The 25656-nt window shown below is 69.3% G+C and carries 27 protein-coding genes and 3 pseudogenes; 21 read left to right on the plus strand and 9 right to left on the minus strand.

All coding sequences use genetic code 11. The features are described from left to right. Positions 1–15 precede the first annotated feature (15 nt). The 6 genes from AB0915_RS13080 to AB0915_RS13105 all read left to right on the plus strand — a co-directional run bounded on the left by AB0915_RS13080 (position 16) and on the right by AB0915_RS13105 (position 3787). Positions 16–444: a DUF6325 family protein gene (locus AB0915_RS13080; protein WP_366691143.1), complete on the plus strand. Its 429-nt coding sequence runs from the start codon at positions 16–18 to the stop codon at positions 442–444. A 58-nt stretch (positions 445–502) separates the two neighbouring features. After that, positions 503–844, plus strand: a complete 342-nt coding sequence (locus tag AB0915_RS13085; protein WP_366691144.1) for an SHOCT domain-containing protein — start codon at positions 503–505, stop codon at positions 842–844. Between the two features lie 124 nt (positions 845–968). Further along, complete coding sequence (locus tag AB0915_RS13090) at positions 969–1766, plus strand: tyrosine-protein phosphatase (RefSeq protein WP_366691145.1); 798 nt, start codon at positions 969–971, stop codon at positions 1764–1766. Positions 1767–1873: 107 nt separating this feature from the next. Further along, entirely contained in the window at positions 1874–2785 is a 912-nt protein-coding gene (locus AB0915_RS13095; protein WP_366691146.1) for a hypothetical protein, read from the plus strand. Positions 2786–2844: 59 nt separating this feature from the next. Continuing rightward, positions 2845–3276 carry a DUF1992 domain-containing protein gene (locus tag AB0915_RS13100; RefSeq protein ID WP_366691147.1) on the plus strand — a complete coding sequence of 144 codons (432 nt, stop codon included), beginning with the start codon at positions 2845–2847 and terminating at the stop codon, positions 3274–3276. Positions 3277–3286: 10 nt separating this feature from the next. Further along, complete coding sequence (locus tag AB0915_RS13105; protein WP_366691148.1) at positions 3287–3787, plus strand: GNAT family N-acetyltransferase; 501 nt, start codon at positions 3287–3289, stop codon at positions 3785–3787. A gap of 70 nt (positions 3788–3857) precedes the next feature. Here AB0915_RS13105 and AB0915_RS13110 read toward each other — a convergent pair whose 3' ends face one another. From AB0915_RS13110 to AB0915_RS13120, 3 genes are all read right to left on the minus strand, one after another. Beyond that, complete coding sequence (locus tag AB0915_RS13110) at positions 3858–4247, minus strand: VOC family protein (RefSeq protein ID WP_366691149.1); 390 nt, start codon at positions 4245–4247, stop codon at positions 3858–3860. A 157-nt stretch (positions 4248–4404) separates the two neighbouring features. Then, positions 4405–5256: a VOC family protein gene (locus tag AB0915_RS13115; RefSeq protein ID WP_366691150.1), complete on the minus strand. Its 852-nt coding sequence runs from the start codon at positions 5254–5256 to the stop codon at positions 4405–4407. Positions 5257–5463: 207 nt separating this feature from the next. Continuing rightward, on the minus strand, positions 5464–5796 hold the full coding sequence (locus AB0915_RS13120; protein WP_366691151.1) for a DUF6479 family protein: 333 nt from the start codon (positions 5794–5796) through the stop codon (positions 5464–5466). A gap of 940 nt (positions 5797–6736) precedes the next feature. Between AB0915_RS13120 and AB0915_RS13125 the strand changes: the two genes are divergently transcribed. The 5 genes and pseudogenes from AB0915_RS13125 to AB0915_RS13145 all read left to right on the plus strand — a co-directional run bounded on the left by AB0915_RS13125 (position 6737) and on the right by AB0915_RS13145 (position 10764). Then, positions 6737–7123 carry a hypothetical protein gene (locus AB0915_RS13125; RefSeq protein ID WP_366691152.1) on the plus strand — a complete coding sequence of 129 codons (387 nt, stop codon included), beginning with the start codon at positions 6737–6739 and terminating at the stop codon, positions 7121–7123. 157 nt (positions 7124–7280) lie between these two features. Beyond that, positions 7281–7647 (plus strand): annotated as a pseudogene (locus AB0915_RS13130) (2Fe-2S iron-sulfur cluster-binding protein); the annotation flags it as partial. 76 nt (positions 7648–7723) lie between these two features. Beyond that, positions 7724–8368, plus strand: a pseudogene (locus AB0915_RS13135) (molybdopterin cofactor-binding domain-containing protein); the annotation flags it as partial. Positions 8369–8648: 280 nt separating this feature from the next. Then, positions 8649–9116, plus strand: a complete 468-nt coding sequence (locus AB0915_RS13140; RefSeq protein ID WP_366691153.1) for an ATP-binding protein — start codon at positions 8649–8651, stop codon at positions 9114–9116. A 220-nt stretch (positions 9117–9336) separates the two neighbouring features. After that, a complete protein-coding gene (locus AB0915_RS13145) occupies positions 9337–10764 on the plus strand; it encodes an NADP-dependent succinic semialdehyde dehydrogenase (RefSeq protein WP_366691154.1) in 1428 nt (475 codons plus the stop codon). 115 nt (positions 10765–10879) lie between these two features. Here AB0915_RS13145 and AB0915_RS13150 read toward each other — a convergent pair whose 3' ends face one another. Together AB0915_RS13150 and AB0915_RS13155 are read right to left on the minus strand one after the other, a co-directional pair. Beyond that, positions 10880–11203 carry a plasmid stabilization protein gene (locus AB0915_RS13150; RefSeq protein WP_366691155.1) on the minus strand — a complete coding sequence of 108 codons (324 nt, stop codon included), beginning with the start codon at positions 11201–11203 and terminating at the stop codon, positions 10880–10882. A 404-nt stretch (positions 11204–11607) separates the two neighbouring features. Then, a complete protein-coding gene (locus tag AB0915_RS13155; RefSeq protein ID WP_366691156.1) occupies positions 11608–12723 on the minus strand; it encodes a chemotaxis protein in 1116 nt (371 codons plus the stop codon). A 120-nt stretch (positions 12724–12843) separates the two neighbouring features. Between AB0915_RS13155 and AB0915_RS13160 the strand changes: the two genes are divergently transcribed. The 3 genes from AB0915_RS13160 to glsA all read left to right on the plus strand — a co-directional run bounded on the left by AB0915_RS13160 (position 12844) and on the right by glsA (position 15360). Next, positions 12844–13338, plus strand: a complete 495-nt coding sequence (locus AB0915_RS13160) for a DUF1269 domain-containing protein (RefSeq protein ID WP_366691157.1) — start codon at positions 12844–12846, stop codon at positions 13336–13338. Positions 13339–13435: 97 nt separating this feature from the next. Further along, a complete protein-coding gene (locus tag AB0915_RS13165) occupies positions 13436–13999 on the plus strand; it encodes a hypothetical protein (RefSeq protein ID WP_366691158.1) in 564 nt (187 codons plus the stop codon). Positions 14000–14034: 35 nt separating this feature from the next. Beyond that, positions 14035–15360 (plus strand): glutaminase A, encoded by a 1326-nt coding sequence (gene glsA, locus AB0915_RS13170; protein WP_366691159.1) that lies wholly within the window; start codon positions 14035–14037, stop codon positions 15358–15360. A 235-nt stretch (positions 15361–15595) separates the two neighbouring features. Here glsA and AB0915_RS13175 read toward each other — a convergent pair whose 3' ends face one another. Both AB0915_RS13175 and AB0915_RS13180 read right to left on the minus strand, forming a co-directional pair. After that, entirely contained in the window at positions 15596–16375 is a 780-nt protein-coding gene (locus tag AB0915_RS13175; RefSeq protein WP_366691160.1) for an SDR family oxidoreductase, read from the minus strand. Then, on the minus strand, positions 16362–16790 hold the full coding sequence (locus AB0915_RS13180; protein ID WP_366691192.1) for a transposase family protein: 429 nt from the start codon (positions 16788–16790) through the stop codon (positions 16362–16364). Before AB0915_RS13180 ends, AB0915_RS13175 begins: the two co-directional genes overlap by 14 nt. A 222-nt stretch (positions 16791–17012) precedes the next feature. Between AB0915_RS13180 and AB0915_RS13185 the strand changes: the two genes are divergently transcribed. Both AB0915_RS13185 and AB0915_RS13190 read left to right on the plus strand, forming a co-directional pair. Beyond that, positions 17013–17486, plus strand: coding sequence for a GNAT family N-acetyltransferase (locus tag AB0915_RS13185; protein ID WP_366691193.1), 474 nt, complete (start codon positions 17013–17015; stop codon positions 17484–17486). A gap of 175 nt (positions 17487–17661) precedes the next feature. Beyond that, a pseudogene (locus AB0915_RS13190) lies at positions 17662–18054 on the plus strand (transposase); the annotation flags it as partial. A 591-nt stretch (positions 18055–18645) separates the two neighbouring features. On the opposite strand, the gene AB0915_RS13195 reads toward AB0915_RS13190, so the two are convergent. Further along, the gene (locus AB0915_RS13195; RefSeq protein WP_366691161.1) at positions 18646–19053 is read right to left on the minus strand and encodes a hypothetical protein; all 408 of its coding nucleotides are present in this window, start codon (positions 19051–19053) and stop codon (positions 18646–18648) included. A gap of 370 nt (positions 19054–19423) precedes the next feature. Here AB0915_RS13195 and AB0915_RS13200 point away from each other — a divergent pair, with 370 nt between their 5' ends. Further along, positions 19424–19690, plus strand: a complete 267-nt coding sequence (locus AB0915_RS13200) for a hypothetical protein (RefSeq protein ID WP_366691194.1) — start codon at positions 19424–19426, stop codon at positions 19688–19690. 47 nt (positions 19691–19737) lie between these two features. Here the strand turns inward: AB0915_RS13200 and AB0915_RS13205 are convergent, their stop codons facing one another. Continuing rightward, entirely contained in the window at positions 19738–20568 is an 831-nt protein-coding gene (locus AB0915_RS13205) for an endonuclease (protein ID WP_366691162.1), read from the minus strand. A gap of 217 nt (positions 20569–20785) precedes the next feature. Between AB0915_RS13205 and AB0915_RS13210 the strand changes: the two genes are divergently transcribed. The 4 genes from AB0915_RS13210 to AB0915_RS13225 all read left to right on the plus strand — a co-directional run bounded on the left by AB0915_RS13210 (position 20786) and on the right by AB0915_RS13225 (position 25648). Next, complete coding sequence (locus AB0915_RS13210; RefSeq protein ID WP_358861364.1) at positions 20786–20992, plus strand: hypothetical protein; 207 nt, start codon at positions 20786–20788, stop codon at positions 20990–20992. 64 nt (positions 20993–21056) lie between these two features. Next, positions 21057–22214 carry a methyltransferase gene (locus AB0915_RS13215; protein WP_366691163.1) on the plus strand — a complete coding sequence of 386 codons (1158 nt, stop codon included), beginning with the start codon at positions 21057–21059 and terminating at the stop codon, positions 22212–22214. Positions 22215–22317: 103 nt separating this feature from the next. Continuing rightward, positions 22318–23496, plus strand: a complete 1179-nt coding sequence (locus tag AB0915_RS13220; protein ID WP_366691164.1) for an acyl-CoA dehydrogenase family protein — start codon at positions 22318–22320, stop codon at positions 23494–23496. A gap of 334 nt (positions 23497–23830) precedes the next feature. Further along, complete coding sequence (locus AB0915_RS13225) at positions 23831–25648, plus strand: multicopper oxidase (protein WP_366691165.1); 1818 nt, start codon at positions 23831–23833, stop codon at positions 25646–25648. Positions 25649–25656 lie beyond the last annotated feature (8 nt).

Here is a 25656-nt window from a genome sequence, read left to right on the forward strand (position 1 = left end):
GGAGAGGAAACGCCCGTGGCTGTGGGACCAGTGGAGTACGTCGTCGTCGCATTCCCCGGCAGTCATTTCACCGGGGCCATCGCGCCGGCGCTGGCGGAGGTGGTCGCCTCGAAGGCGGTGCGAATCCTCGACCTCACGTTTGTGTACCGCGCCGAGGACGGCACGCTCGACATGGTCGAACTGGAGGACCTCGACCCTGATGACCTGGTGTCCTTCGAGCCGGTCGAGGGAGTGGTCAGCGGCCTGCTGAACAGCGAGGACATCCGCGCCCTCGGGGAGAGTGTGCCCCGGGGCAGCTCCGCCGCGCTGATCGTGTGGGAGGACCTGTGGGCGGTACCGCTCACGGAGGCCGTTCGCGCCTCGGGCGGCCAGTTGGTGGCCCATGAGCGGATCCCGGCCGACGTCGCGGAAGCGGCCGTGGCCGCCGCCGGTTCCGCCGGCTGAACCCGCCCCGCCCGCCGACCGTCGTCATCGCCGCATCGCACTGGAAGGGGCGTACATCATGCCGATTTTCCGAGGACCGGGCATGAACCGCCGCGGACCGGGACTGCTGGGCGCCGTGGCGCGCACAGCCGTCGTCGCCGGAACCGCATCGGCGGTCGGTGGACGGGTCCAGAGGCATCAGCAGGAGAAGTGGGGAGCCCAGGAAGCTGTCGCACAGCAACAGGTGGAGGAACAGCGGGCCGTACAGCAGCAACAGGCCATGCAGCAGCAGGTGGCGCCGTCCGCGCCTGCGGCGGACGACCTCCTCGACCGACTGGAACGGCTGGCCGAGCTGAAGAAGCAAGGCGTTCTGACCGAAGCCGAGTTCGAGGCGCAGAAGGCGAAGATTCTGGCAGGCTGACCCGGCCGCCGCCCACTGCCCCGTTCCCGGCGTTTCCTATTGTCGATCTCCCGGCAGCCTGCGAGTTGATTCGGCCGAGCCGAATCAACTGATCAGCTGTGTCCGGAATGAGGGGAAGATCATCGTGCAGACCGCCAGGCCCGTTCCGGCAGCCACCGTCATCAATATGCGCGACCTGGGCGGCATTTCGCTGGGTCCTGACCGCCGTGTCCGGCCCGGTGCGGTAGTGCGCTCCGGTCAGCTCAGTGAGCTCGACACGGTGCGCGATCCGGCGGTGACCGCCCTCGGTATCCGTACGGTCGTCGACCTGCGGACCGCAGATGAGCGCATGGCGGCTCCGGACCGGCTGCCTCCGGGAGCCCGGCTGTTCGTCGCCGACGTCCTTGGTGACAACCCGGGCGTGGCACCCGCCCGGCTGCGCGCGCTGCTCGCCGACCGGGTGGCCGCGGACGAACTGCTCGGCGGCGGAAAGGCCGAGGGGCTGTTCGCGCAGACATACCGGCAGATGGTGCTGTCGCCGGGTGCCTCGGCCGCGTACCGGGCCTTCGTCGAGACGGCCGCGGACGACGGGGCCCGTCCGGTGCTCTTCCACTGCACCGCGGGCAAGGACCGAACCGGCTGGGCCACCGCGTTGCTCCTGCTGATGGTCGGGGCCTCGCGCGAGGTCGTACGTGCGGAGTTCCTTGCCGTGAATCCGGTGGTGCGGGCTGCCTTCCGCCCGTATGTTCAGGGCTTTCTGGACGCAGGTGGCGACCCGGAGATCGCCGCCGCGATCATCGAGGTCCGCCCCCGCTATCTCGATGTCGCCCTGGATGCCATGGACGAGCGGTGGGGTGGGCTCGACGGATATGTGCGCAACGGGCTGCGGATCCCCGAGCCCGTTGTGGAGCGGCTGCGGAGCCGGCTCGTGGTCTCCGCCTGATCCCGGAACCGGCCGTCGACAGGGCATCCCTGGGTTGACAACATACCCCTAGGGGGTATGTTGTTGGCCTGCCGGAAGCGCCCGCTTCCCTGTCGATGGAGGCCGTCATGAACAACGGACTGAAGATCACCGTCTTTGCCGCCGCGCTTGCTGCGACCTTCGGGGCGGCGTACGGCGTCGGAAAGGGGGTCGACCCGATGGTCTCCACCGGCGCTCACGCGCCGCAGCGGCACGGCGGTCATGGCGCCACCGGACGGGACGGCGCGGCCGAGCACGGGCCCGGCGGACTGCAGATATCCGAGGACGGCTACACGCTGGCGCTCGACTCACCCGAGGTCGCCGTGGGCGGCCGGACCGTGATCCGGTTCGCGATCGAGGACGACGCCGGCCGCAAGGTCACTGCCTTCCGGCGTGAGCACGGCAAGGAACTGCATTTCATCCTTGCCTCGCGCGACCTCACCGAGTACCGGCATCTGCACCCCGTCCGCGCGGCCGACGGCACCTGGTCGACCTCCGTCGATCTGCCGAGAGCCGGTGACTACCGGGCATTTGCGGACTTCACCCCGGCCGCCGAAGGTGCCAGGAACGTCACGCTGGGCGCGGACCTCCCGGTCTCCGGCGCCTATCGCCCCGCCGCTCCACCGGCCGCCCGCAGCACCGCCGAGGTTGAGGGCTACCGGGTCGCCCTCGGTGGCGAACTCCGGGCCGGCCGGGAGAGCGAACTCGAAATGACCATCAGCCGCAACGGAAAGCCGGTCACCGATCTGCAGCCCTATCTCGGCGCCTACGGGCACCTTGTCGCCCTGCGCTCGGGGGACCTCGCCTATCTGCACGTCCACCCGAACGACGGCGGTCCCGGACCGGTGGTCTCCTTCACGGCTACGGCGCCCAGCGCGGGGACCTACCGCCTGTTCCTCGACTTCCAGCACGAGGGGAAGGTCCGCACCGCCGCCTTCACGGTCGAGGTGAAGCCCTCGGTGAGCGCCCGGACCGAGGCGAGCAGCGGGCACCAGCACTGAGGGGCCGGTCCTCGGTATCGTGGGGGACGGGATCATGGGTTCTCCGAGAGGGGCGTACGGTGACCGAGCGCAAACCCCCGGGCGTCAGCTTCGAATCATGGGTCGACAAGCAGATCCGCGACTCCGAGGAGCGTGGCGACTTCTCCCAACTGCCGGGTTTCGGCAAGCCGCTGCCCGATATCGACCGCCCGTACGACGAAGCCTGGTGGATCAAGGCGAAGATGCAGCGCGAAGGCGTGTCGATGCTCCCGCCGGCCCTGGCCCTGCGCAAGGAGGCGGAGGACGTGCGCGAGGCGGTGCCCGGAGCCCGTTCGGAGGCCGAGGTGCGCCGGATGCTCACCGAGGTCAACGAGAAGATCGAGGCGGCGATCCGGCGGCCGCCCCCGGGGCCGCTGCTGAATCTGCGCCCGTTCGACATCGACGCGGTGGTCGGGGAGTGGCGTGACGGACGCGGCTCGGGCCAGGGCGGCGGCCCGTCCACTGATGCGTAATACTCCCTCTATGAGATCGAGTGTTACGTCGTCGAGTGGCGAGGTGGGCCGCGGCGCGGTGCGGGTCCGGCGGGCGACGGCGGGCGACGCGAAGCGTCTCACCCGGCTGGTCAGGAACTCCCGCGCCTACGAGGGGCCCTACGCGCCCATGGTCGCCGGATACCGGGTGGGAGCCGACTACATCGAGACCCATCGGGTCTTCGCGGCCGTCGAGTCGGCGGAGTCCGGTTCCGGTCGGCTGCTCGGGTTCTACTCGCTGATCCTCGACCCGCCGGAACTGGACCTGATGTTCGTCGCCGACGATGCTCAGGGCCTCGGGATCGGCCGCCTGCTCATCCAGCATCTGCGCGGCGAGGCGCGGAATGCCGGCCTCACCGGCGTCCGCGTCGTCTCGCATCCGCCTGCCGAAGGCTTTTACCGCAGTGTGGGCGCTCGGCGGACCGGCACCGAGACCGCCCGGCCGCCGGCCGTGATGTGGGACCGGCCCGAGTTGATGCTCCCGGTCGGCTGACGGACCGCAGAAGGCCCCGCCGGGACCCGGATACCCGGTCCCGGCCGAACCCCTCGTGTGCCGGGCCCCGCTACGAGGCGAAGCCGCCGTAGGGACGCGTGATGATCTCCATGGCATGGCCGGCGGGATCGAGGAAGTAGATACCCCGGCCGCCGTCATTGTGGTTGATCTCGCCCGGATGCTTCTGGTGTGGATCGGCCCAGTAGGTGATCCCGAGTTCCTTGATGCGGGCGTATGCGGCGTCGAACTCCGCTTCCGACGCAAGGAAGGCGTAGTGCTGCCTGGTGATCGATTCGGCGGGGATGGTCGCGAAATCCAGCGTGACCCCGTTCGCGGTGGCGACCGCGATGAACGGACCCCATTCCGCGCCGATTTCCAGACCGAGGATGTTCGCCAGGAATTCGGCGGACTCCCGCTTGTCCCGGGCGTGAATGATGGTGTGATTCAACTCGACTGACACTGTGGAATGCCTCCAACGGGCATCTCACGGGCACCTCCACGCCTCACCCGGCCGGTGACCGACGCGCGATGCCGTACCCAAGATCGTAGGCGAGTCGGTGCCGGGCCGTCGAGTGAGTACGGGGAAGGGGATACGGAATCATTCCTTCCCAGCCGGTCTACGTGTCCTCCGGAGCCTCCGTGACCTCCACGACGTCCGCGGCCGGGTTCCGGACGTCCGTGACGGTGAACAGTCCACCGTCCGGATCCAGCAGCGTGGCCTCGCTGCCCTCGCTCGTCGACCGCTCCTCGACGACCGACCCCCCGTGCTCGCGCGCCGCCGCCACCGCCGCCGCCACATCGTCCACCGGGAAGTGGACCTGCCAGTGCGGACGGATCATCGGATCGGGTGCCGCCTCGACCGCCCCGGAGCTGATGCGGGCGAGCTGCTTGCCGCCGCACTCCACGATGACCTCGTCCTTCGCGTAGGACACCTCGCAGCAGCCGGGGCGTCCGGTCGCCCAGTCGAGGACCTCGCCATAGAAGATCGCCGCCTCGAAGGCGCTCCTGGTGCGCAGCCGGAGCCAGGCGTGGGAGTAGTTGTCCGGCGCCGGGGGAGAGGTCGCCGGCGCGGTGCGCTCCCAGAATCCGAACACGGCGCCGTCGCGATCCGCTGCCAGCGCCCCGCGCCCCTTGCCGAGGGCCAGCGGACCCACCGCGACCGTTCCGCTGCGCTCGCGGATGCGTGCGGCGGTCACGTCCGCGTCCCGGACGGAGAAGTAGGGCGTCCAGGCGACGGCGACCTGATAGGCCGTCGCTACCGCCGCGATGCCGGCCACGGGCACCTCGTCGCGGCGCGCCACGGAGAACTCCTGGCCCAGCTGGCCCGCACGGAAGGTCCAGCCCAGTACGGCGCTGTAGAACGCCTGCGCCGATTCCAGGTCGCGGGTCATGAGGTTGACCCAGCAGGGAGCAGCCGACCCTGTGAGCGCAGCCGGCGCGGACACCGTCCTGGGTTTGCTTCCGGTCATGGTCCCACTGCCTTCGTCGGGTCTGCGGCATGCGTGTGCCGGTGGCCGTCGCGCCTCTACCAGCCTCACTTCGGTCGGCAACTCCCGCAACACGCGCCGGAGCGGTCCCGCTGCCGCGGGCGAGCAGGTCACACTCGGCCCGGCGGGGGCGCAGGTGTGATGTCGGGGAAGACGTGGTCGGCCTGCGGCCACTCCTGGGATTCCGGTTCAGTCGCGTGGCTCGTCGGTGTCCCGGCGGATGGGCTCGTTCCCGTGGTCACCGAGTTCGTAGGGCCAGAGTCCCCGTCCGTCGGCCGGGAAGCTGTCGTCGCCGTGGATGTCGCGTTCTTCCAGGTGCGTCCGGTGGTCCGGCCGCGGCGGCTGCTCGTCCGGTCGCGGCGGCGGCAGTTCCTCGGCCCGGCGCCGCTTTCCCAGCCAGACAGCACCGATCAGCACGGCCACCAGGACCACTCCGACAATCGGCATCACCACCTCGGTCGTGTCCCGCCCGACTGCGAGGGGCAGGGCCAAGGAATTGAGGGCTCCGTTCGAAACGTCCATGCATGCCGGATACCCCGGCATACGGTCGTCACTCGACAATAGCTGTCAATTCATGTTTTAAGTGGATATAAGGCGAAAAGTGTTTCATTGCTCAGCGGCCTCGATGACCGAGCGGTGGACACGCAGCTCCTTCCCCTGGCAGAGCGGCCTGCCCGGACGGAGCCCCCGTCGGATCGGGCGGCAGGGGTTTCGCCGCCGGGCCCATCCGCCGCCGTCCCCTTCGTGTCGCCGACACCCAGCCGTGGGGTGAGCCTGGAGAGGGTTCCCGAATCGCCGGAGGGATGCGATGGCAGTGCCGAATCCGATCGGCGGTTGGCCGGTCCGCCGACAGCTGACCAGCGGCGATCCGCTGGGCAGAGGGCGTACGGCGATGTCGCGGCGTACGGAGGGCATCCGGTCGCGGACCGCGGCCTCCGGATGGGTGGTGCGGCCCGTCCGCCCCTACTGCGCGGTCGGCCGCGGCCGGCAGGTGTATGTCGAGGACGACCGGGTCCTACAGGTCGGGGACGACCCCGAGGGCCCTCGCGCCGCCAGCAGGTGCTGCACCGGTGCCCGCACGCGACGAACGGGGGGCCGCTCGACCTGGAGACGGCCAGGGACATGGTCGGCGACCGGGAGAGCGAGAGCCGGCGCAGGACACGGAAGCGGGACACGACGGATTCCCTGCGGCCCGCGCACACCCGGGGTCGCCGCCGAGATGTACCACGAGGGGCGGGCCGGGACACTGCTTCGCTCCGCCCGCCCGCTCACCGCGGCCGGCGCCGCGAGGGGCAGCCGCGCTCGGAAACCGCCGGGCGTCCGCCGTCGGCGCCGGACTGGCGCTGCTCGCAGATTCACCCCGCACACGATTCGGGATCGTCGCGTCCGCCGAGGATCCGGTCCACACCGTCGGTCCCCAACGTGGGGACGTACGGCAGAACTCCGAGCGGAAGGAACCCCGGTGAACGGCACACAGTCGCAGACGGAGGAGAGCTGGCACGGAAAGGAGGTGTCGGTCGCCATCAGCGGATGCGCGAAGGATGACGCACGAACGGTCTTCGACGTCCTGCGGGCCGCCTTCGCCACTGACCGGGCCCTGACGGACGTGCCGCAGGACCTGGCGGGAAAGCGCCCCACGGTATGGACCGTGACCGTCGACGTGTCCGAGGCGCGGGTGGTCTCGGTTCCCGTCGCGCTGGGCAAGCCCGTGAAGGTCGATGTGCAGGGCGGTTACTGGGCGGTCGAGGAGCTCAGGAGGCACCTTGCCGACGCCTTCACGGTGCAGGTCGTCGGAACGGTCTCCGGTGACCAGGAGGAGGAGGTTCGCCTGCGGCTGGAAAGCCGGTAGGGCGCAGAACCGAACCGGCGCGGGGCAACGAACCGGAAAACTGGTGCACATCTGGTACAAGGCATGAAAAAAATCGCAGTGATGAGCGGTGCGGGCGAGTGGATCCCACCAGCGAGCGGGAGGACAGTTCCGGACAGCTGGGGGAGACCCGTCACCGATCCACCCGGCGCTGCACATCAACGGCACGGCACGGACCCTGACACTCGATCACCGTGCGACCGTCCTGGACGCGCTGCACGAACACCTCGGCCTCACCGGCACCAAGAAGGGCTGTGACCACGGCCAGTGCGGGGCGCGCACCGTCATCGTCAACGGCCGGCACGCCAACAGCTGTGGGCTTGCTCGCCGTCGCACACGACGGGGCCCGCACCATGACCGTCGAGGGACTTGCCGACGGTGACCGGCCGCATCAGGTCCAGGAGGCATTCCTGGCCAGGGACGCCCTGCGGTGCGGCTCCTGCACATCCGGTCAGATCTGCTCGGCCGTCGGCATGCTCGGTGAAGCGGCGGACGGCTTTCCTTCCACGCCGCCGAGGACGGCGAGGGCGGCTCCGCCCCGGCGCGGCTCACCGCCCCCGAGCTGGACGCCCCGTGGCCGGCGTCCGGATCGACATCGGCAGCAGCGCGCTGCCCGAAGTGCCCCTGGCCGGCGGTTCCGCGGGTACGGCCTCCCGGGGCTGGTCCGTGCACGAGGCGTCCACCGCCCTGGCACGACACCTGCGCGATCGCACCGGACCCCTGCCCGACGACGGCCTCACGGTCACCGCCGACACCGGGGAGGAGATGGCTGCGCAATCCCCTTACGCACGGCATGCGTTCGGCGCGCACTTTGCCGAAGTCGCCGTCGACAGCCGCACCGGTGAGGTCCGGGTGCGCCGCATGATCGGCGTCTTCGCCGCCGGACAGGTCCTCAACTCCCGTACCGTACGATGCCAGTTCATCGGCGACATGATCATGGGGCTCGCCATGACGCTGACCGAGGGCAGTACGATCGACCCCGTCTTCAGCCACTTCACGCAGAACGATCTCGCCTCTTACCATGTGCCGGTCTGCGCCGACGTCCCGGAGATCGAGGCGCACTGGATCGACGAGGACGACCCGCATCTCAACTTGATGGGCAGCAAGGGCATCGGCGAGATCGGCATCGTCGGGGCCGCGGCCGCCAACGACAACGCGGTGCGGCACGCCACCGGAGCCCGGCTGCGCAATCTCCCGCTCACTCCGGACAAGCTGCTGCCGTATCTGCCCTGCCCCCCCGGTGAAGCGTGGCACATCGCCGGTGAGCTCATGGGCATGACACTGCTCGGCGCGCAAGCCCTGCTCAGCCCTGTCCGCGCTGAGCAGGGCTTTCGGGAAGGCTTCCCCGTCCCGTCGCTGCGGCCCGTCGGCCGACGTGTTGCGCAACCGGTCCTACCGGGTCACCCTAAGGAGTGACCTAACAGTGACATCTGCTCACTCTTCGTATGTGGGGGGTCGTTGGTTCAGCGGGCGAAGCAGGTGGGCCTCGATGTGAGGAGCCTCGACGATGACCGTTCCACTCGACCGGCACTATCTGGTCGAACTCCAGGTATCGGCAGAGCGCGTTACCCAGGTGCGACGGATCGTCGCCGCGCATCTGCGCCACTGGAGCCTCGAACTCCACGTCCGGCCGGTGTGCCGGGGCGTGGAGGAGCTGCTGACCAACGTCCACCGGCACGTCGGTGACGACAACCATTGCGTCGTCGAACTCCGCTGGTCCGGACGGCACCTCACGGTCTCCGTCGCAGACAACAGCTCGGAGATGCCGCGGCTGCTCAGCACCGGCGGCGGTGGTCTCAGCCGCGTGATGGCCCTGAGCCATAGCTGGGGCACCTGCCGGACACTCGACGGCAAGGTCGTCTGGTTCACCCGTTACGCCGAGGCGCCGCGCAATACCGATCTGGTGCCGCGCACGCCGCTGCCCGGCGTAGGCGAGTTCCTGCTGCCGCCTGTCTCCGAGCCCGCCCTCGTCTGACGCGGCCGCCGCTGCCGGCCCCACGAAACGGGCAGCGCGCACCCCCACCCGGACCGGTTCGCGGGTCCGTACGCGAAGAAGTCTGCCCTGCCTACCGGCGCGGATGACGTGCTCACAGCACGCACAGTCCGCGCCGGTCGGGTTACTCGCACCGGCGCCCGCGTTGCGCGACGGAGCGTGGCGCGGCACGGTCGAAGTACCGAGGCAAGGAGGCACAGTCATGCCCATCGCGACGGTCAACCCCGCGAACGGCGAGACCCTCAAAACGTTCGACGCACTGGGAGCCGCGGAGATCGAACGCAGGCTCGCGACCTCGGACACCACGTTCCGGGAGTACCGCACGACCGGGTTCGGCGAACGGGCCCGCCTGTTGAACCGGGCCGCCGACCTCCTCGACGAGGACCAGCAGAACATCGCCCGCACCATGACCACCGAAATGGGCAAGCCCGTCAAGGCGGCCCGTGCGGAGGCCGCGAAATGTGCGAAGGCCATGCGCTGGTATGCGGCCAACGCAGAGCGACTTCTCGCGGACGAGCACCCGCCGGCCGGCGATGTGACCGACGCCGGAGCCTCCCGGGCCTATGTCCACTACCGTCCGCTGGGCCCCGTCCTCGCCGTGATGCCCTGGAACTTCCCGCTCTGGCAGGTCGTACGGTTCGCGGCCCCCGCGCTCATGGCGGGCAACGTCGGCCTGCTCAAGCACGCGTCGAACGTCCCGCAGACCGCGCTGTACCTGGAAGACCTGTTCCGCCGGGCGGGTTTCCCGGCAGGCTGCTTCCAGACGCTGCTGGTCGGGTCCGGGGCGGTCGAGTCCATCCTGCGTGACCCCCGGGTCGTCGCCGCCACCCTCACCGGGAGCGAGCCGGCCGGCCGCGCGGTCGCGGCGATCGCGGGCGACGAGGTGAAGCACACCGTGCTGGAACTGGGCGGCAGCGACCCCTTTCTCGTCCTTCCCTCGGCCGACGTGCGGCAGGCCGCCCGTACAGCGGTGACCGCCCGCGTGCAGAACAACGGCCAGTCCTGCATCGCCGCCAAACGGTTTATTGTGCACACCGATGTGTACGACGAGTTCGCTGCGGAGTTCACCGCGGGAATGCGCGCTCTGAAGGTCGGCGACCCGCAGCAGGAGTCCACCGACATCGGCCCCCTCGCCAGCGAACAGGGCCGCACCGACATCGAGGAGTTGGTGGACGACGCCGTACGGCAGGGCGCGACGGTGCTCTGCGGTGGCAGTCGGCCCACCGGCCTGGGCGCGAGGCTGGACCGCGGCTGGTTCTACGCCCCCACCGTCCTCAGCGCGATCACCCCGGCCATGCGGATCCACCGCGAGGAGACCTTCGGTCCCGTCGCCACGCTGTACCGGGCCGCCGACCTGGACGAGGCCGTGGCCCTGGCCAACGACACCCCCTTCGGTCTCAGTTCCAACGTATGGACACGTGACGCCGACGACAGCCGTCAGTGCGTGCGTGATCTGCAGGCGGGCGGTGTCTTCTTCAACGGCATGACGGCCTCCCACCCCGCGCTGCCCTTCGGCGGAGTGAAGCGCTCCGGCTACGGACGGGAGCTCTCCGGGCACGGGATTCGCGAGTTCTGCAATGCCACGACGGTCTGGTACGGCCCCGAGGCGGACGGCAGCCGGTCCGCATAGCTGCGCTGTGACGGCCGGCCCGTACATGGACCTGGGGCCGACTGGACCTGGGACGGCCGACGACGCCCTGGCCGGACGGACCGCGAGGCGGATGCCGAAGGACAGGGGCGAGCGCTCAGCGGCCGACCGCCCTGGCCAGTTGGGACTTCGTCATGTGCGAGCGTCCCTTGACGTTCTTCTTCCTGGCCTCTTCGTAGAGCTCGTCGCGGGTAGGGCCTTCGACAGTGCTGGGGGAGCCCGGACTGCCGCGCCGCGCGGACGAGAGGTCATGGACGAACAGATCGCTCGCGGTCCTCGACTCGCCGGAGCGGGCACTCTCCTTGTGTACCGTGCGCGCCGCGATCTCCTCGGCCCGCTCCTCACTCACTCCGCGCTCCTGCGCACTCTCCTTGATGTGTTCGTACTGCCGCGCATGTTTGGCACTGGATCCGGGTGGCATGGTGCGGTCACTTCCTCTCCCGGGTGCTGTGTCTTCTGCGGGACGGGGGCCAGGGGCGCCCCCTCCAGTGTCCCAGCGGCTCCTGGGGCACGCATCGGATCGCCCCGGTACGGGGGGCCTTGCGGCCGCCCGGGCAGCCGCGCAGCGGCGCGTGTCCTCGTCCACCCAGCCGTGCGGCGCCGCGATCGCAGCCCAGCCGCCCACCGGGGCCTGGTCTGCGCCGTCAGGGGCCGACGGGGCGGCGTCGCTGGGCGCGCCGCGGGTGGCCTCCCGGCCTTCTCCGCCCTCGAAGCGGCGCGGGCGCTGCGGCCCGCCGACCGGAGGCTGTCCGCCGTCCCGCGTACCGCCGCGCCCGCACCGGGCCTGTTCACCCGGGGGTTCTTGCCCTGCTCGGCGACTCCTGCTCAGTAGCGCAGAGCTGCCGTGATCCGCCCGTGCTCCGCCAGCGAGTCGTCGGCGAGGAACACCACATCGGCGCCGCTGTCCAGCGCCGCCTCGACGAGTTCGTCGACGATGTCCTCGCGGATCGTCCCGTCGGCTGTGCCCACGGCGTCCGCGGGCATCGGCTCCAGGTGCTCGTCCGTGACCCGTACGGTCTGCTGGAACTGCTCCTCCACCGCGACGAGAGCGGCACGCCCCTCCCGCACGGCTGCCCACACCTCGTCGAGACCACCTGCGTAGGCACGGCGGCTGCGGGCGTCGTCGAGCCTGGCTGCGACCTCCGCGGCCACCTCCGCCCGGCGTTTGTCGAGAGCGGGTGCGAGCTCCTTGAGGAAGTCGCTCGGCGACACATCGGCCGGCACCCCCTTCGTGACCCGGCCGATTGCCGGCTTGGTGGTCCCGCCGACCTCGTCCAGCAGGGCGAGGGCCGGGGCGAGACCGACCAGGTACATCGGTCGCGGATCGGCGGCCAGGACGGCACGCAGCTTCTCGTCGACGGAGCGCAGGAAGATGCGCGTCTCCTCGTCGGAGAACGTGCTCGGCGTGTCGCCGATCTGCTCCTCGCGCTGCGGGTTCGGCTTCTCCTGCGGAATCGTCAGCGGGAACCCGCCGGTCTGTTCCTGGCGCACGGAGCCGACCGTTCCGCTCCATAGCGTCGCGTGGTCGGCTGCGACGGTCAGTGCCCAGTACGGTTCCGCCAGGGCCTTCGCGGCCACCAGGTTCCGGGTCAGATAGGTGTCGCTCAGGATCACCCGTTCGGGCGCCGTACGGGGGAGCAGCCAGATCTGATGTTCGTCCGCCGTGGCCAGGATGACCAGACCGTCGAGCCTGCGGCGCGTATCCACCTCGTCGACCGCGCGGGAGAGCTGCGTCTTGATGGCCGCCCTGGCCTCCCGGGACACCGCGGGATCGGCATCGAGCCGCCGTTCGGCTTCGGAGAGCAGGTTGCGCAGCCGTACGGCGTCCTGGGCGTTGTCCGGAGCCTGTCGGTGCGTCGGCATGGTCAGGGACACAGCCGGATAGGGCTTGGGTGCTCGCAGCTCCCGCAGCAGGCCGGCGGTCAGGGCGTCCGTATCCATAGTTCCCTCCGGGGGATTGCGCCCACTCCCGTGCAGAGCGGGTGATTTCGACGAGTCAATTCATACCTTTTGATCCTAATATGAGCGAATTGCTTGACCTTGCCTCAGGAGGGATGTGCGATGTCCACACTCACCGTGTGGAAGTTCCAGTCGGCCGAGGGCGCGGAGGAGGTGGAGACCATGCTCAAGTCCCTGCAGAAGGAGGGGCTGATCAGGATCCTGGACGCTGCGGTGGTCAGCTGGCCGGCCGACAAGGCCAAGCCGAAGACCAAACAGCTTCTCAACCTGGTCGGCGCGGGCGCCCTGAGCGGCACGTTCTGGGGGATGCTCTTCGGGCTGATTTTCCTGATGCCGCTGCTGGGCGCGGCCATCGGCGCGGCGGCCGGGGCGCTGGGTGGCAAGCTGGCCGACGTCGGCATCGACGACGACTTCATCGCCGAGGTCAAGAAGCAGGTGACGCCCGGCACTTCGGCGCTTTTCCTGCTGACCACGGACGAAGTTCCGGACCGGATCAGCGGCGCGCTCCCCGGTGGCGGGGCCGAGCTCCTCCACAGCAACCTGGACACCCTCAGCGAGGCGCGGCTCCGCGAGGTCTTCGGCGACGACGCCGAGTGACCCGAGTGGAGGAGCCCGACGGATTGGGTTCGTCCGATGCGTCCCCCGTCCTGCCGTTTGCCGTCGACCCACTTTCCCGAGCAGACCCGGAGTGTCCGTGAACCAGTCCCGCCCCCTGCGGCGCACCCTCGGCGGCCGCACCGCCCGCCGCCTGACCCCCGCCCTGCTGGCCGCGATGATCGTCGCCGGCACCGCCGCCTGCGGCGGCTCCACCACCGCGCCGGGCACGGCCAGGAGCACCCGTACGGTGTCCCCGGGGCCGTCCGAGTCGCCGTCCGCAAGCGCCTCGCCGCGTACCCACGAGTCATTCGCGGCCTCGGTCTCCGCCGAGGTCGAACGCAACAGGCAGCGGGCGACCAAGCAGCTGGCAGGAGTCCAGGGGCAGGGCAACGCCGTGAAGGACGTGTCGGTGACCGGGCTGCCGGTCGCGAAGTCCGAGCAGTTTCGAAGCGCCCTGGTCCGCGTCACCAACCCCACCGACAAGCCGGCGTTCTACGCGGTCCGCGTGGAGTTCGTCGATGCGTCGGGCAAGGTCCTCGATTCCGTGGTGCTCGGCTTCGCGGACGCCCCGCCCGGCAGGACGGTCAGCCAGCACGCGAACAGCCGTAAGGCAGCGGGCGTCAAGTCGTTCCCCCGGATCGCCCAGGCCGAGCGCAGCTGACGACGGGGGGCGAGGTGTGCGCCGCCGCCGATGCAGTGACGGACGTTCTGCGCGATCTGCGCAGCCGCTTCGCGGGGGAGCGGGTCGGGGAACTCATCGACTACATCCCCCAGTTGGCGCTGGCCAACCCTGACGCCTTCGGTTTGGCGCTGATCAGTATGGACGGCCACCGCTACAGCACCGGTGAGGCCGATGTCCCGTTCACCATGCAATCCGTTTCGAAGCCATTCGTCTATGCCCTCGCGCTGTCCGTCCTCGGACTCGACGAGGTGTGCCGCTGGGTGAACGCCGAGCCCAGCGGCGAGGCGTTCAACGCCATCAGTCTGGAACGTGCGACCGGACGGCCGGCCAACGCCATGGTCAACGCCGGTGCGATCGTCACCACCGCGCTGATCCCGGACACCGCCGACGCCCCGAGGTTCGACCGCATCCTGGACTGCCTGAGCCGGTTCGCCGGACGGCAGCTGGACGTCGACGAGGCGGTGTACGCCTCCGAGGTCTCCACCGGTGACCGCAACCGCGCCCTCGCCTATTTGATCCGCAGCACCGGCCTGCTGCCCGTCGACCCGGTGGCGTCGGTGGAGACTTACTTCCGGCAGTGCGCGGTGCGGGTCACGGCCCTGGACCTCGCCGCTATGGCCGCGACGCTCGCGCACGGCGGGGTGAACCCGCTCACCGGTGAGGCGGTCGTCGAGGAAACGGTCGCCGCGCAGGTGCTCGCCGTGATGGCGACGTGCGGCATGTACGACGCCTCGGGCGACTGGCTGCTGCGGGTGGGGCTGCCCGCCAAGAGCGGGGTGTCGGGTGGTCTGATCGCCGCGGGACCGGCCCGGTTCGGCCTGGCGACGTACAGTCCGCCCCTCGATCAGACCGGCACTTCGGTGCGCGGGCGCCGAGCACTGGGGGCGCTCTCGGAGCGGCTCAGTCTGCATCTGATGCACAACCCGGCACTCGCCGGTTCAACCGTCACCCTGGTCACCACCGCCGACGATCTGCCGTCCGCCCCGACGGGGGAGCAGGAGCGTGCTCTGCGGGAGCAGGTGGCCGTCGTCGCCGCGCAGGGTGCGCTCGACTTCACCGCGGCGGAACGGGTGCTGCACGCGCTCGACGAGTCGGGGACGGAGGAGACCGCGTCCGTGGTGCTGGATCTGCGACAGGTGACAGGGGTCGACACCGTGGCTCTGGCGATGTTGCGGTCCGGACTGGAGCGGCTCGCGGAGGGCGGCCGGCGGACGGCGGTGGTCGACCCGGCGGGCCACTTGGCCGCAGTGTCCGCCGGCGAAGCCCCGACGGCTCCCCAGCGGTTCACCTCACGCGACGAGGCCGTCGAATGTGTTGCTCATGACCTGGACACGCCGTAGGTGTTGTGCGCCCGCTGTCCGGCGCGCAGAAGGACCAGGCTCCGCCACCTCCAGGGACGCGGGAGGTTTTTGACGGATTCACCGGTCAGGAGGCAGATGGCCCATGGCTGTTGGGCGGCTGCGGATCCAGTCGCCACGCCGAGGCCACGATCTCACCCACTGGATGACACGGGCCCTGGACCGGGGGCCACCACCCAGTGGCCCCCAGTTCGTTCGGTTTCATGCGGTGTTGAGCTCAGTGAACGGAGAACCCGCCGTCGACGAAGATCGCCTGCCCGGTGACGTAGCTGGATGCGTGGCTGGCCAGGAACACCGCCGCCCCGGCGAAGTCCTCGGCCAGGCCGTTGCGCCCGACCATCGTGCGCGCGGCCAGCGCTGCCACCTTCTCCGGGTCGGACGACAACCGCGCATTGAGCGGGGTCATGACGAAGCCGGGCACCAGCGTGTTGCAGGTGACGCCGTGTGGCGACCACGCCTCAGCCTGAGAGCGGGCCAGCGACTCCAGCGCACCTTTGGAAACCCCGTAGGCGCCGCTCTGGACGAACGCCCGGTGCGCCTGTTGGGAGGTGATGTGGATGATCCGCCCGAAGCCCCGCTCGGCCATGCCGGGCCCGAACCGCCGGCCCAACAAGTAGGGCGCCTCCAGGTTCACCGCCATCGTGGTGTCCCATACGCTCTCGTCCAGCTCGCCCATCGGTGGCCGCAAGTTGATCCCGGCGCTGTTGACGAGAATGTCGGGCTCGCCGAACACCGCGGCTGCCTGCTCCGCCGCCGCGCGCACCCCGTCGCGGGTGCTCAGGTCGGCGCTCACCCAGGCCGCCCGGCAGCCGTCCGCCGCCAGGTCGTTGACCGTGGCGGCCAGTTCCGACTCCTTGCGCGCCACGATCACCACACTCGCCCCCGCTCGCGCGAGAGCCCCGGCGATGGCTTGGCCGATGCCGGAACTGCCGCCCGTCACCACGGCGACCCGGCCGTCCAGCGAGAAGAGTTCGGAGAGATAGCTATGCGAGATCATGCCCGCACCCTAGACGGCGCGTCCACGGCGACAGTGCCCGGGGCGGAACGCATGGGGTGGGGAGATCAACTGGGCAAGTTTGCCCTGGGTGCCCCAGTTGTCGATGTCTCCGAAATGGGGGAGACGGGCTTTTCAGCCGCAGCCATCGACGAGTGGCTGTGACGAACAGGTCGTCCAGGGTGCGGATGCGCAGACCGGGGCGGTCGGGGATGGCGAAGCCCCGCGCGGCGAGCAAGGGGCTGACCTCGCGGATGGTGGCGGAGACGGTAGAGCGGTCCACCCCGTACAAGTCGGCCAGGGCGGCATGTGGCAGCCCGAGCCGCAGGTGGACCGGGGTGGCCGCGAGCTGGTCGGTAAACACCAGGCGCGGCTTGCGTCCGGCACCCTCGGCCCGCTTGCGGGGCCCGCCCCTCATCACGTGCAGGGCCGACGCGCGGGCCGCCGTCCAGGGTGGGGCGAGTTCTTCGAGCAACTCCCCGAAATGTGTGCGGGAGACCCCGGACAGGACAGGATGGGTACAGGCCGTACGGGCCCAGGTCAGCTTCACAACTCGCCCAACCCGTAAAGCCCTTCCCCTGTCACGGCCGACTCACTCCCGTCCTTCCCCCAAGGTTGTTAGGGTCGGGCCATGGCTTCCATAGATGTTTCCCTGCGTCCCGTGCACCCCAGCGATCTGCCTGTGTTCTTCCGGCACATGAGCGACCCCGAGTCGAATCGGATGGCCGCCTTCACCGCCGAGGACCCGACGGACCGGGCCCACTTCGACGCGCATTGGAAGCGCATCCTCGCCTCGCCCGACGTCGTCACCCGCACCGTGCTCGCGGACGGCGATGTGGTCGGGCACGCGGCCGTGTACGGCGAGCCGGGCGAGCGGGAGGTCACGTATTTCATCGATCGCTACTACTGGGGGCGGGGCATCGCGACCGCGGCGCTGCGGGGGCTGCTCACCGAGGTCCCCGAACGCCCGCTGCTCGCCCGGGCGGCGGCGGACAACACCGGATCAGTGCGGGTCCTGGAGAAGTGCGGCTTCAAGGTCGTCGGCGAGGACCGGGGCTTCGCGAACGCGCGGGGAGCGGAGATCGACGAGCTGGTGCTGCGGTTGGACGGATAATTTTCCCCACCCCGTAAGAGGAGCTCACAAAATGGGAGTCGATCAGCTCGCGGCGTCCGGTGCGTGCGATCGCAAGGCGTCGGAAGGTCCTCGGATGGGGTCTCCCCTGCTCGAACGAAGCTGAGAGCTTGGGGAAGGAGCTACTAGGGCATTTCGGCAACGCGACGGACGCGGCACCCCGCTCAAGGTCATCACGACCGCGGCCAATGTCAACGACGTCACCCAGACCCTCGCCCTGGTCGACGGCATCCCGCCCGTCGCGGGCCGTCCCGGCCGACCCCGCCGCAGGCCCGAAGCGCTGCTCGGTGACAAGGGCTACGACTCCCATACCCGCCTCGACGAGTTGCGGCGCCGACGGATCCTGCCGGTCATCTCCCGCAAGGGATCACCGAACATCAAGGGCACGGGCAAGCTCCGCTACGTCGTCGAGCAGACGTTCGCCCTGCTCCACCATTTCAAACGCCTCGCCGTGCGCTGGGAACGCCGCACCGAACTCCACGACGCCATCGTCTCCCTCGCCTGCAGTCTCATCTGCTTGCGACGGCCTCGGAAGTTCAAGAACGCCTGACCGGTGTCCGGGCAGGCCAGGGCCCCAGCGGGGATGCTTCAGAACGTTGGTACTCTCCGCATCTACGGCGAGGCGGGGGAGATGATCGTGGGAGCAGAGCGGTCGAGCCCTCCGAGCCGCTGGTTCAGAGGAACTGGCCTTGGTGTCCTTTTCGGTGGGTTGACCGCGGTGGTGACCCTTGCTGCGATTGGGAGGGCATGGGCTGCTTGTGACATCGGCAGCAGCGCAGCTGCCAACGGCATGACTTTGCTGTTCCTTGCACCTCCCATATGGATCGCCGCTGCGGTTCCGTGGGTGATCCTGGACAGCACCCTCGGCAGACGTCATCGCGGGACAGCCCTGACGACAGGGCTCATCCTCACCCTGTGGTTCACCTGGTTTCTCGTCACATGGCTTGGCATGCCGGACTCCTACCCCGCCCCGTTGTGCCCGGACAACGTCCCACCCTGGTGGCCGAGCTTCATCCCGGCATGACTCCCACGCGGCCTGTGAACGACTCTGGCGCCGGCAGCGGCGATCTACTCAACAGCGCCCCGACCAGCCGCTGCACGCCAGCAAGATCGTGCTACGAGTTCTCAGCGACCGGCATCGTCAATGGTTGGCCTCCGCCCAAGGGGCCAGGAGCTTCCGAAACTCTGCGCGGGTCGGTTCTGTCAGGATCCAGTCGGTCTGCGCCTCCCAGTCGAAGAACACCTGCGAGGGCTCGCACTTGTGGTGGTCGATCCCCGAGATCCGTGTGGTGCCGACCTTGCGCCCGCTCTTCACCTCGTACACGGTGACCCGGTACTTGCCCTGGTTCCAGTAGCGCTTGTAGTCGCCGCCGTAGCGGCAGGTCGCCAGCAGAGGGCCCGTGCCGTCGTTACCGACGCAGGCGACGAGCTGCACCTTCTCCGGAAGGGGGTGGTACGTGTCGTGGGCCGGGGCGGACGAGTCCGCCGACGGGATCGGGGCTTGGGTGACGGCCGCGATCTGTGTTTCGCCCTGGGCGACGACGAGCACAGGGTGCGGCCCTTTCCCCTTATAGGCCGGCTGCCCGGTCAGAAGCCGCGAAGGGCCGCCCTTCGCGCAGTACGTCTTGAAGTCGAAGTCCGCTGTTGCGACAGGATTCGCGGGAGGAGCGGTGGACGACGCGGCAGCAGTAGGAGGGGCAGGGGTGATGGGCTGCGTGTTCGTGTCGCCGCTGCTGCACGCCGAAGCAAGAAATGCACCTGCTACCGCAACTGCCGCTAACCCACGCGTAGTTGCAGGACCCCACGACGATGGCGTCGTGGGCCTCCGGCCGGCCTTCATTACCGCTTCCCCCAAGTGAGCACCGTGTGCGCGAACTGCCACACGGTATCCACTGCTGCCTCTCAATGGCCACCCCTGTCTGCAGCCCTCGGGACCCGCCCGGCAGTCGCCGCGGCGGGCCGCCCGCACCTATCTCCACGAACGGCTGGTTCACCCGCTGCGCGACCGGTTCGCCGCCGAACAGGTGGACCGGCCGCAGCTGCGTGCCGAGCTCGCGGCGGCGGCCTTCATCGGGGTGCTCCTGGTCCGCTCCAGCGGGGCGTTCAGCGAGCTCTCCGAGGTGGAGGCCGAGGAGCTGCTGCCGCTGCTGCGCGACCTGCTGACCGTGAGCCGCACGGCGCGGTGAGCCGACGGGCCGGTGCGGCCCGGGGCGTGCTGGACGAATAGTCCGTTCTACCAGATGGATTCGACCCATTCCGGGTGGTCGATGAACGGGTTCCTGTTGTGCTGGTACTGGTCGAATATGACGTCGTTGCGCCGCTTCTCGAAGGTGTCCGGCGGGTCCTCCTGGCTCCACCGCTTCAGCACGGAGAGCCTGCCGATGTTCGGCGCGGAGCCGTTGTTCACCTTCTCGTTCGGTTCAAGGTCGGCGAAGGCGTCGTCGCCCTCGTACCGCACCGCCATGTAGAGGATCATGCGCGCGACGTCACCCTTGGCCGCATCACGCGGCTCGAAGGAGTCGCCGTCGGTGTAGTTGCCCGGCGCCCCGCTCACCGCGCTGCCGCCGTTGTCGAAGTCCTTGTTGCCGCGGATGGAATTGACAGTGACGTCCTCCGGGCGCAGGTGGTGGATGTCGGTGCCGGGTCCGGTGGTGGTACCGAAGTCGCCGTGCGACTTGGCCCACACGTGCTCACGGTTCCACTGGCCGACCGAGCCGCCGTTGTCGCTCTTCGGCTTGGAGTGCCCGGAGTAGATCAGGATCACGTTCGAGGAGTTGGCGGGGTCCTGGTCGGTGTTCTTGAGCGCGTCCCAGACCTGGTTGTACGAGATCTTCGACTGGACGCTGATGATCGAGTGCAGGGCGCTCTTGAGCTGGGTTCCGGTCTTGCCGATTGCACTCTGGTAGTACGTGTCGTCGAGCGTGGTGAGCGGTGTCGCGGTCGCCGGTGCGGTCCGGGGCGCGGCCGGCGTCGCCGGCGCTGCGGCGGCCGTGCCGGCGAGAACCGCGAAGGCGGCGAGGATGGCGAGCAATGGGCGCCGGTAGTGAAGGCGGTGACGGGACATGTGGGGTGTCCTCTCCGGGGCATGCGGCACCGCGACGCCAGCACAGGGTGGGGGCGGCGCCGTGGTGGTCGTGTGGTAAGCGGTCAGCGGGAGCCTTCCACACGCACCGTGATCGGCGGGTGAACGCTGCGCACTTATCATGTGCAGGTCAAGTGAAGCCTTCGGATGCGCTCCTGGCGCCGCAGGGCGAGAATTGCCGCAAGGACGAGGAGGCGGTATGAGCGAAGACCCCGAATCCGTATCCGTATCCCTGGCCCGGGGGGTGACCCCGGACAGCCTCTTGCACACCGGCGGGAGCGACAACGCCTCGGCAGAGGATCTGGTGCTCGCCTCCGGGCGGGACCTGACTCCGCAGAATCTGGAGTGGGCACAGCGCCGACTGGCACGAGAGGGCCGGGCGGCAATCGAAAAGCAGCTACCTTAGCGGGCGGCCGGTGCGGTGGGGAGTGTGTGGGTGCTCCCCACCGCTCGGCTAGCCTGAAGGCACAATGAACCGTTTGACGACGTCAAAGGGCGATTACGAGCTCGCCCGCTACCCCGAGCACCCGCGCGACCCGTTTCGCGCCTGGGACGCTGCCGACGAATATCTGCTCCGGCAGCTGGAGGGGGTCGACGGCGCGACCCCGGTCGAGCTGACCGGCACTTTGGTTGTGGTGGGCGACCGCTGGGGTGCCCTGAGTACGGTGCTGGCCGGGCACCGCCCCGTACAGATCACCGACTCGTACCTCGCCCAGCGTGCGACCCTGGCGAACCTCGCCCGCAACGGCCACGACGAGGACGCCGTACGTCTCCTGTCGGCCAGGGACACCCCGCCGGACCGGATCGATGTCCTTCTCGTGCGGGTTCCCAAGAGCCTCGCGCTTCTGGAGGATCAGCTGCACCGGCTCGCGCCCGCCGTGCACACCGGAACCGTCGTCATCGGCACCGGCATGGTGAAGGAGATCCACACCTCCACCCTCAAACTGTTCGAGCGGATCATCGGCCCCACCCGCACCTCGCTCGCGGTGAAGAAGGCTCGGCTGATCTTCTGCACCCCGGACCCGGCCCTGGCCCGCACCCCCAGCCCCTGGCCGTACCGGTACGAGCTGCCCGGCGACGTCGGCGCCATCTCCGGCCGGACCGTGGTCAACCACGCCGGGATCTTCTGCGCCGAGCGCCTCGACATCGGCACCCGCTTCTTCCTGAACCATCTTCCCGAGCGCACCGGCCGCGACCACGTCGTGGACCTGGGCTGCGGCAACGGCGTCGTCGGCACCTCCGCCGCGCTCGCCAACCCCGCAGCGGCGGTCACCTTCGTCGACGAGTCCTACCAGGCGGTCGCCTCCGCCGAGGCGACCTTCCGCGCCAATGTCGGCGCCGACGCCGAAGCCCGCTTCCTGGTCGGTGACGGTACGGCGGACCTGGCCCCGGGCAGTGTGGACCTGGTGCTCAACAACCCACCGTTCCACTCGCACCTGGCGACCACCGACGCCACCGCCCGGAACATGTTCCATGGGGCGCGGACCGTGCTGCGGCAGGGCGGCGAGCTGTGGGTCGTCGGCAACCGGCACCTCGGGTACCACACGCAGCTGCGCCGGATCTTCGGCAATTGCGCCACCGTCGCCGGTGACCCGAAGTTCGTCGTGCTACGCGCCGTCAAGCGCTGACAGCCCGGGTCCGGCTCCGCGGCCCTTCCGGATTCTTGCAACACGTTCTACTGTGTGCGCCGCCGCACACGGGCGACGCGACCGCGAGACTCCTGGAGGGGCCGTGCACCTCGAATACACGCCTGAGCAGCAGCAGTTGCGCGACGAGCTGCGCACGTACTTCGCCGGACTCGTCCCCGACAACGCCTATGCCAGATACGACGACCCCACCGCCCAGAAACGCTTCTACCGCGAGACGATCCGGCGCCTCGGAACCGACGGCTGGCTCGGCGTCGGCTGGCCCACGGAGTACGGCGGACGCGGTCTGTCCCCGATGGAACAGTTCATCTTCTTCGACGAGGCGGCCCAGGCGGGCGTACCGCTGCCCCTGATGGCACTCAACACCGTCGGCCCGACGATCATGCAGTTCGGCACGGACGAACAGAAGGCGTACTTCCTGCCGAAGATCCTGTCAGGCGAGATCGACTTCGCGATCGGCTACAGCGAACCCGACGCGGGGACCGACCTCGCGGCCCTCAAGACCCGCGCCGTACGTGACGGTGACACATATGTGGTCAACGGGCAGAAGATCTGGACGACCAACGGCGACACCGCCGACTGGGTCTGGCTCGCCGTCCGCACCGATCCCGACGCCCCGCCGCACAAGGGCATCACCATGCTGCTCGTCCCCACGAGCGACCCCGGATACTCCTGCACCCTGATCAACACCCTCGCCTCGCACGACACCACCGCCAGCTACTACGAGAACATCCGCGTCCCCGTCTCCCGCCGCGTCGGCGGCGAGAACAAGGGATGGCGGCTCATCACCAACCAGCTCAATCATGAGCGCGTCACCCTCGCCGCCCACGGCACCATGGCCATCCGCGCCCTCCACAACGTGCAGCGCTGGGCCGCCGGCACCGAGCTCGCCGACGGGCGCCGGGTCATCGACATCTCCTGGGTCCGCGCCCTCCTCGCCCGGACCCACACCCGGCTCGACGCCATGAAGCTCCTCAACTGGCAGATGGTCTCCGCTGTCCAGTGCTCCACCCTCACCCCGCAGGACGCCTCCGCCGTCAAGGTCTACGGCTCCGAGGCGCGCCGCGACGCCTACGCCTGGCTGATGCAGATCCTCGGCTCGGCCGGACCGCTCAAGGAAGGCTCGGCGGGCGCCGTCCTGCACGGCGAACTCGAACGGGGATACCGGTCCGCCGTCATCTTCACTTTCGGCGGTGGCAACAACGAGATACAGCGGGAAATCATCTCGTGGCTCGGCCTGGGGATGCCGCGCGTACGCCGCTGAGCGGTTGTGGTCCCAGCACGTCCAGATCCGCCGGTGGCGACTCGGCTGCCGTCGGCGGTGGCCGACCTCGTCCGGAGTAATCCAGCAACGCGCTGATTCACCGTCTGCGGCAACCTGATGATGCCCGGTACGTATAGGCGGTCTGACCGCCGAGCAGAGCTGGAGCAGACAGCAGGGCTGGGGTCAGCCCTGCGAGTGCTGGAGGGTGCGGGTGGTCACGAGGCGGCGTGTAGTGCAGGCAGCGGCCGGCGGAATGCTCGCGCTCCTTCCGGCCGGTTACGGGGCTTCGCGGCTCTGGGCGCCGGCCGGTGGGGGCCTTCTGGATCCCGGAAAGGTGGACAAGTACGTCACGCCGCTCGTCGTCCCGCCCGTCATGCCGCAGGCCGGGGGCGGCGTCGCTGATCGCATCGACCACTACGTGATCGGCGTGCGACAGTTCCAGCAGCAGGTGCTGCCCTCCGGCCTGCCGGCGACGACCGTGTGGGGGTACGGCTCAACGCTGCATCCGCGCAGCTTCCACTACCCCGCGTTCACCGTCGAGGCCCGCTTCGGAACGCCTGTGCGGGTGAGGTGGAAAAACCAACTGCGGGATCGCACAGGCCGTTACCTGCCGCACCTGCTGCCGGTCGACCCCACCCTGCACTGGGCGAACCCTCCGGGCGGAGCGTCGGCCCGGGACGCACGTCCCGGATTCCGCTCGACACCCGGACCGTACTCGGGTCCGGTGCCGATCGTGACGCATCTGCATGGCGGGCGGAACTCGGAGGAGAGCGATGGCTACACCGAAGCCTGGTATCTTCCCGACGCGCTTGACATTCCCGCGGGATACGCTGAAGTCGGCTCGTTCTACGAGGAGTTCAAGGAAAAGTTCGGAGACGGGTTCGGCGACACCTGGGGCCGGGGGGACGCCGTATTCCAGTATGCCAACGCGGAGAGAGCCTCGACCTTCTGGTTCCACGATCACGCCCTGGGTGTCACGCGGCTGAATGTTTACGCCGGGCTGGCGGGGTTCTACCTTCTGCGAGGCGGACCTGCGGACCTTCCCGGTGGAGTGTTGCCCGGTCCCGCACCCCGGCCCGGTGATCCGCCCGGCCGGAAGTATTACGAGATCCCTCTCGCCATCCAGGACCGCTCGTTCCACGTCGACGGCAGCCTCTTCTACCCGGCCGGACGCGCTGCGTTCGACGGATTCAGGGGCCCCTACATTCCGGGCAGCGACATCCCTCCGATCTGGAACCCCGAATTTTTCGGCAACACGATGGTGACCAACGGGAGAACCTGGCCGGCCCTTCACGTCGAACCGCGCCGCTACCGGTTCCGGATGCTCAACGGATGCAATTCGCGGTACCTGATCCTGAAGATCGTCACCCGCCCACTCGCCCACAGGCCCGCGGCTCCTGCCCTCCCCTTCTGGCAGATTGGCAGCGAGGGGGGTTTCCTCTCCGCGGCGGTACGGTGCGACCAGGTGCTTATCGCTCCCGCCGAGCGCGCCGACGTGATCGTCGACTTCGCGTCATTCCCGGTCGGGACCGAGTTGTATCTCATCAACGAGGGCCCCGACAAAGCATTCCAGGGCGGGAAGGCGGGTACGGACTTCTCCCCGGCGGACCCGGCCACCACCGGGCAGGTCATGAAGCTCACGGTCGGAGCACTCACCGCACCGGACACGACCGTCCCACCCGCCCAGCTGTCGCTGCCGTCGTTCGAGCCGTTGGGGAAGGCGAGCCGCATCCGACGGCTTTCCCTCAGTGAGCAGAACTCCACGTCACTCCCGCACGTCGGACCCCGACAACTGCTGCTCGGCACCCTGGACCGAAACGGAGCCGCTGTGCCGATGCGCTGGGACGACCCCGTCACGGAGAATCCGGCCCTGGGCGCGACCGAGATGTGGGAGATTCACAATCTCACGAAGGATGCCCACCCGATCCATATCCACGAGGTCCAGTTCCAGGTCCTTGACCGGCAACAGGGCGGCCGTGCCGCCCGGCCTGCCGAGCCGTGGGAGAGCGGGTTCAAGGACACGGTAGTCGCTTACCCGGGTGCCGTGACGAGGCTGAAGGCGACATTCGACCGGGCGGGCCGGTATGTCTGGCACTGCCACATGCTCGAACACGAGGACAACGAAATGATGCGGCCCTACACCGTCGGATGAAGGTGGAA

The sequence above is a fragment of the Streptomyces sp. NPDC048411 genome (genome assembly GCF_040704695.1).
Taxonomy (GTDB): domain Bacteria; phylum Actinomycetota; class Actinomycetes; order Streptomycetales; family Streptomycetaceae; genus Streptomyces.

What these genes read in the sequence shown, in the direction of transcription:
- AB0915_RS13120 (WP_366691151.1), bottom strand. Translation starts at nt 5,796, where the DNA reads ATGGACGTTTCGAACGGAGCCCTCAATTCCTTGGCCCTGCCCCTCGCA.
- AB0915_RS13180 (WP_366691192.1), bottom strand. Translation starts at nt 16,790, where the DNA reads ATGAGGGGCGGGCCCCGCAAGCGGGCCGAGGGTGCCGGACGCAAGCCG.
- AB0915_RS13095 (WP_366691146.1), top strand. Translation starts at nt 1,874, where the DNA reads ATGAACAACGGACTGAAGATCACCGTCTTTGCCGCCGCGCTTGCTGCG.
- AB0915_RS13175 (WP_366691160.1), bottom strand. Translation starts at nt 16,375, where the DNA reads ATGATCTCGCATAGCTATCTCTCCGAACTCTTCTCGCTGGACGGCCGG.
- AB0915_RS13145 (WP_366691154.1), top strand. Translation starts at nt 9,337, where the DNA reads ATGCCCATCGCGACGGTCAACCCCGCGAACGGCGAGACCCTCAAAACG.
- AB0915_RS13115 (WP_366691150.1), bottom strand. Translation starts at nt 5,256, where the DNA reads ATGACCGGAAGCAAACCCAGGACGGTGTCCGCGCCGGCTGCGCTCACA.
- AB0915_RS13085 (WP_366691144.1), top strand. Translation starts at nt 503, where the DNA reads ATGCCGATTTTCCGAGGACCGGGCATGAACCGCCGCGGACCGGGACTG.
- AB0915_RS13215 (WP_366691163.1), top strand. Translation starts at nt 21,057, where the DNA reads ATGAACCGTTTGACGACGTCAAAGGGCGATTACGAGCTCGCCCGCTAC.
- AB0915_RS13210 (WP_358861364.1), top strand. Translation starts at nt 20,786, where the DNA reads ATGAGCGAAGACCCCGAATCCGTATCCGTATCCCTGGCCCGGGGGGTG.
- AB0915_RS13160 (WP_366691157.1), top strand. Translation starts at nt 12,844, where the DNA reads ATGTCCACACTCACCGTGTGGAAGTTCCAGTCGGCCGAGGGCGCGGAG.
- AB0915_RS13105 (WP_366691148.1), top strand. Translation starts at nt 3,287, where the DNA reads ATGAGATCGAGTGTTACGTCGTCGAGTGGCGAGGTGGGCCGCGGCGCG.
- AB0915_RS13205 (WP_366691162.1), bottom strand. Translation starts at nt 20,568, where the DNA reads ATGTCCCGTCACCGCCTTCACTACCGGCGCCCATTGCTCGCCATCCTC.
- AB0915_RS13155 (WP_366691156.1), bottom strand. Translation starts at nt 12,723, where the DNA reads ATGGATACGGACGCCCTGACCGCCGGCCTGCTGCGGGAGCTGCGAGCA.
- AB0915_RS13140 (WP_366691153.1), top strand. Translation starts at nt 8,649, where the DNA reads ATGACCGTTCCACTCGACCGGCACTATCTGGTCGAACTCCAGGTATCG.
- AB0915_RS13150 (WP_366691155.1), bottom strand. Translation starts at nt 11,203, where the DNA reads ATGCCACCCGGATCCAGTGCCAAACATGCGCGGCAGTACGAACACATC.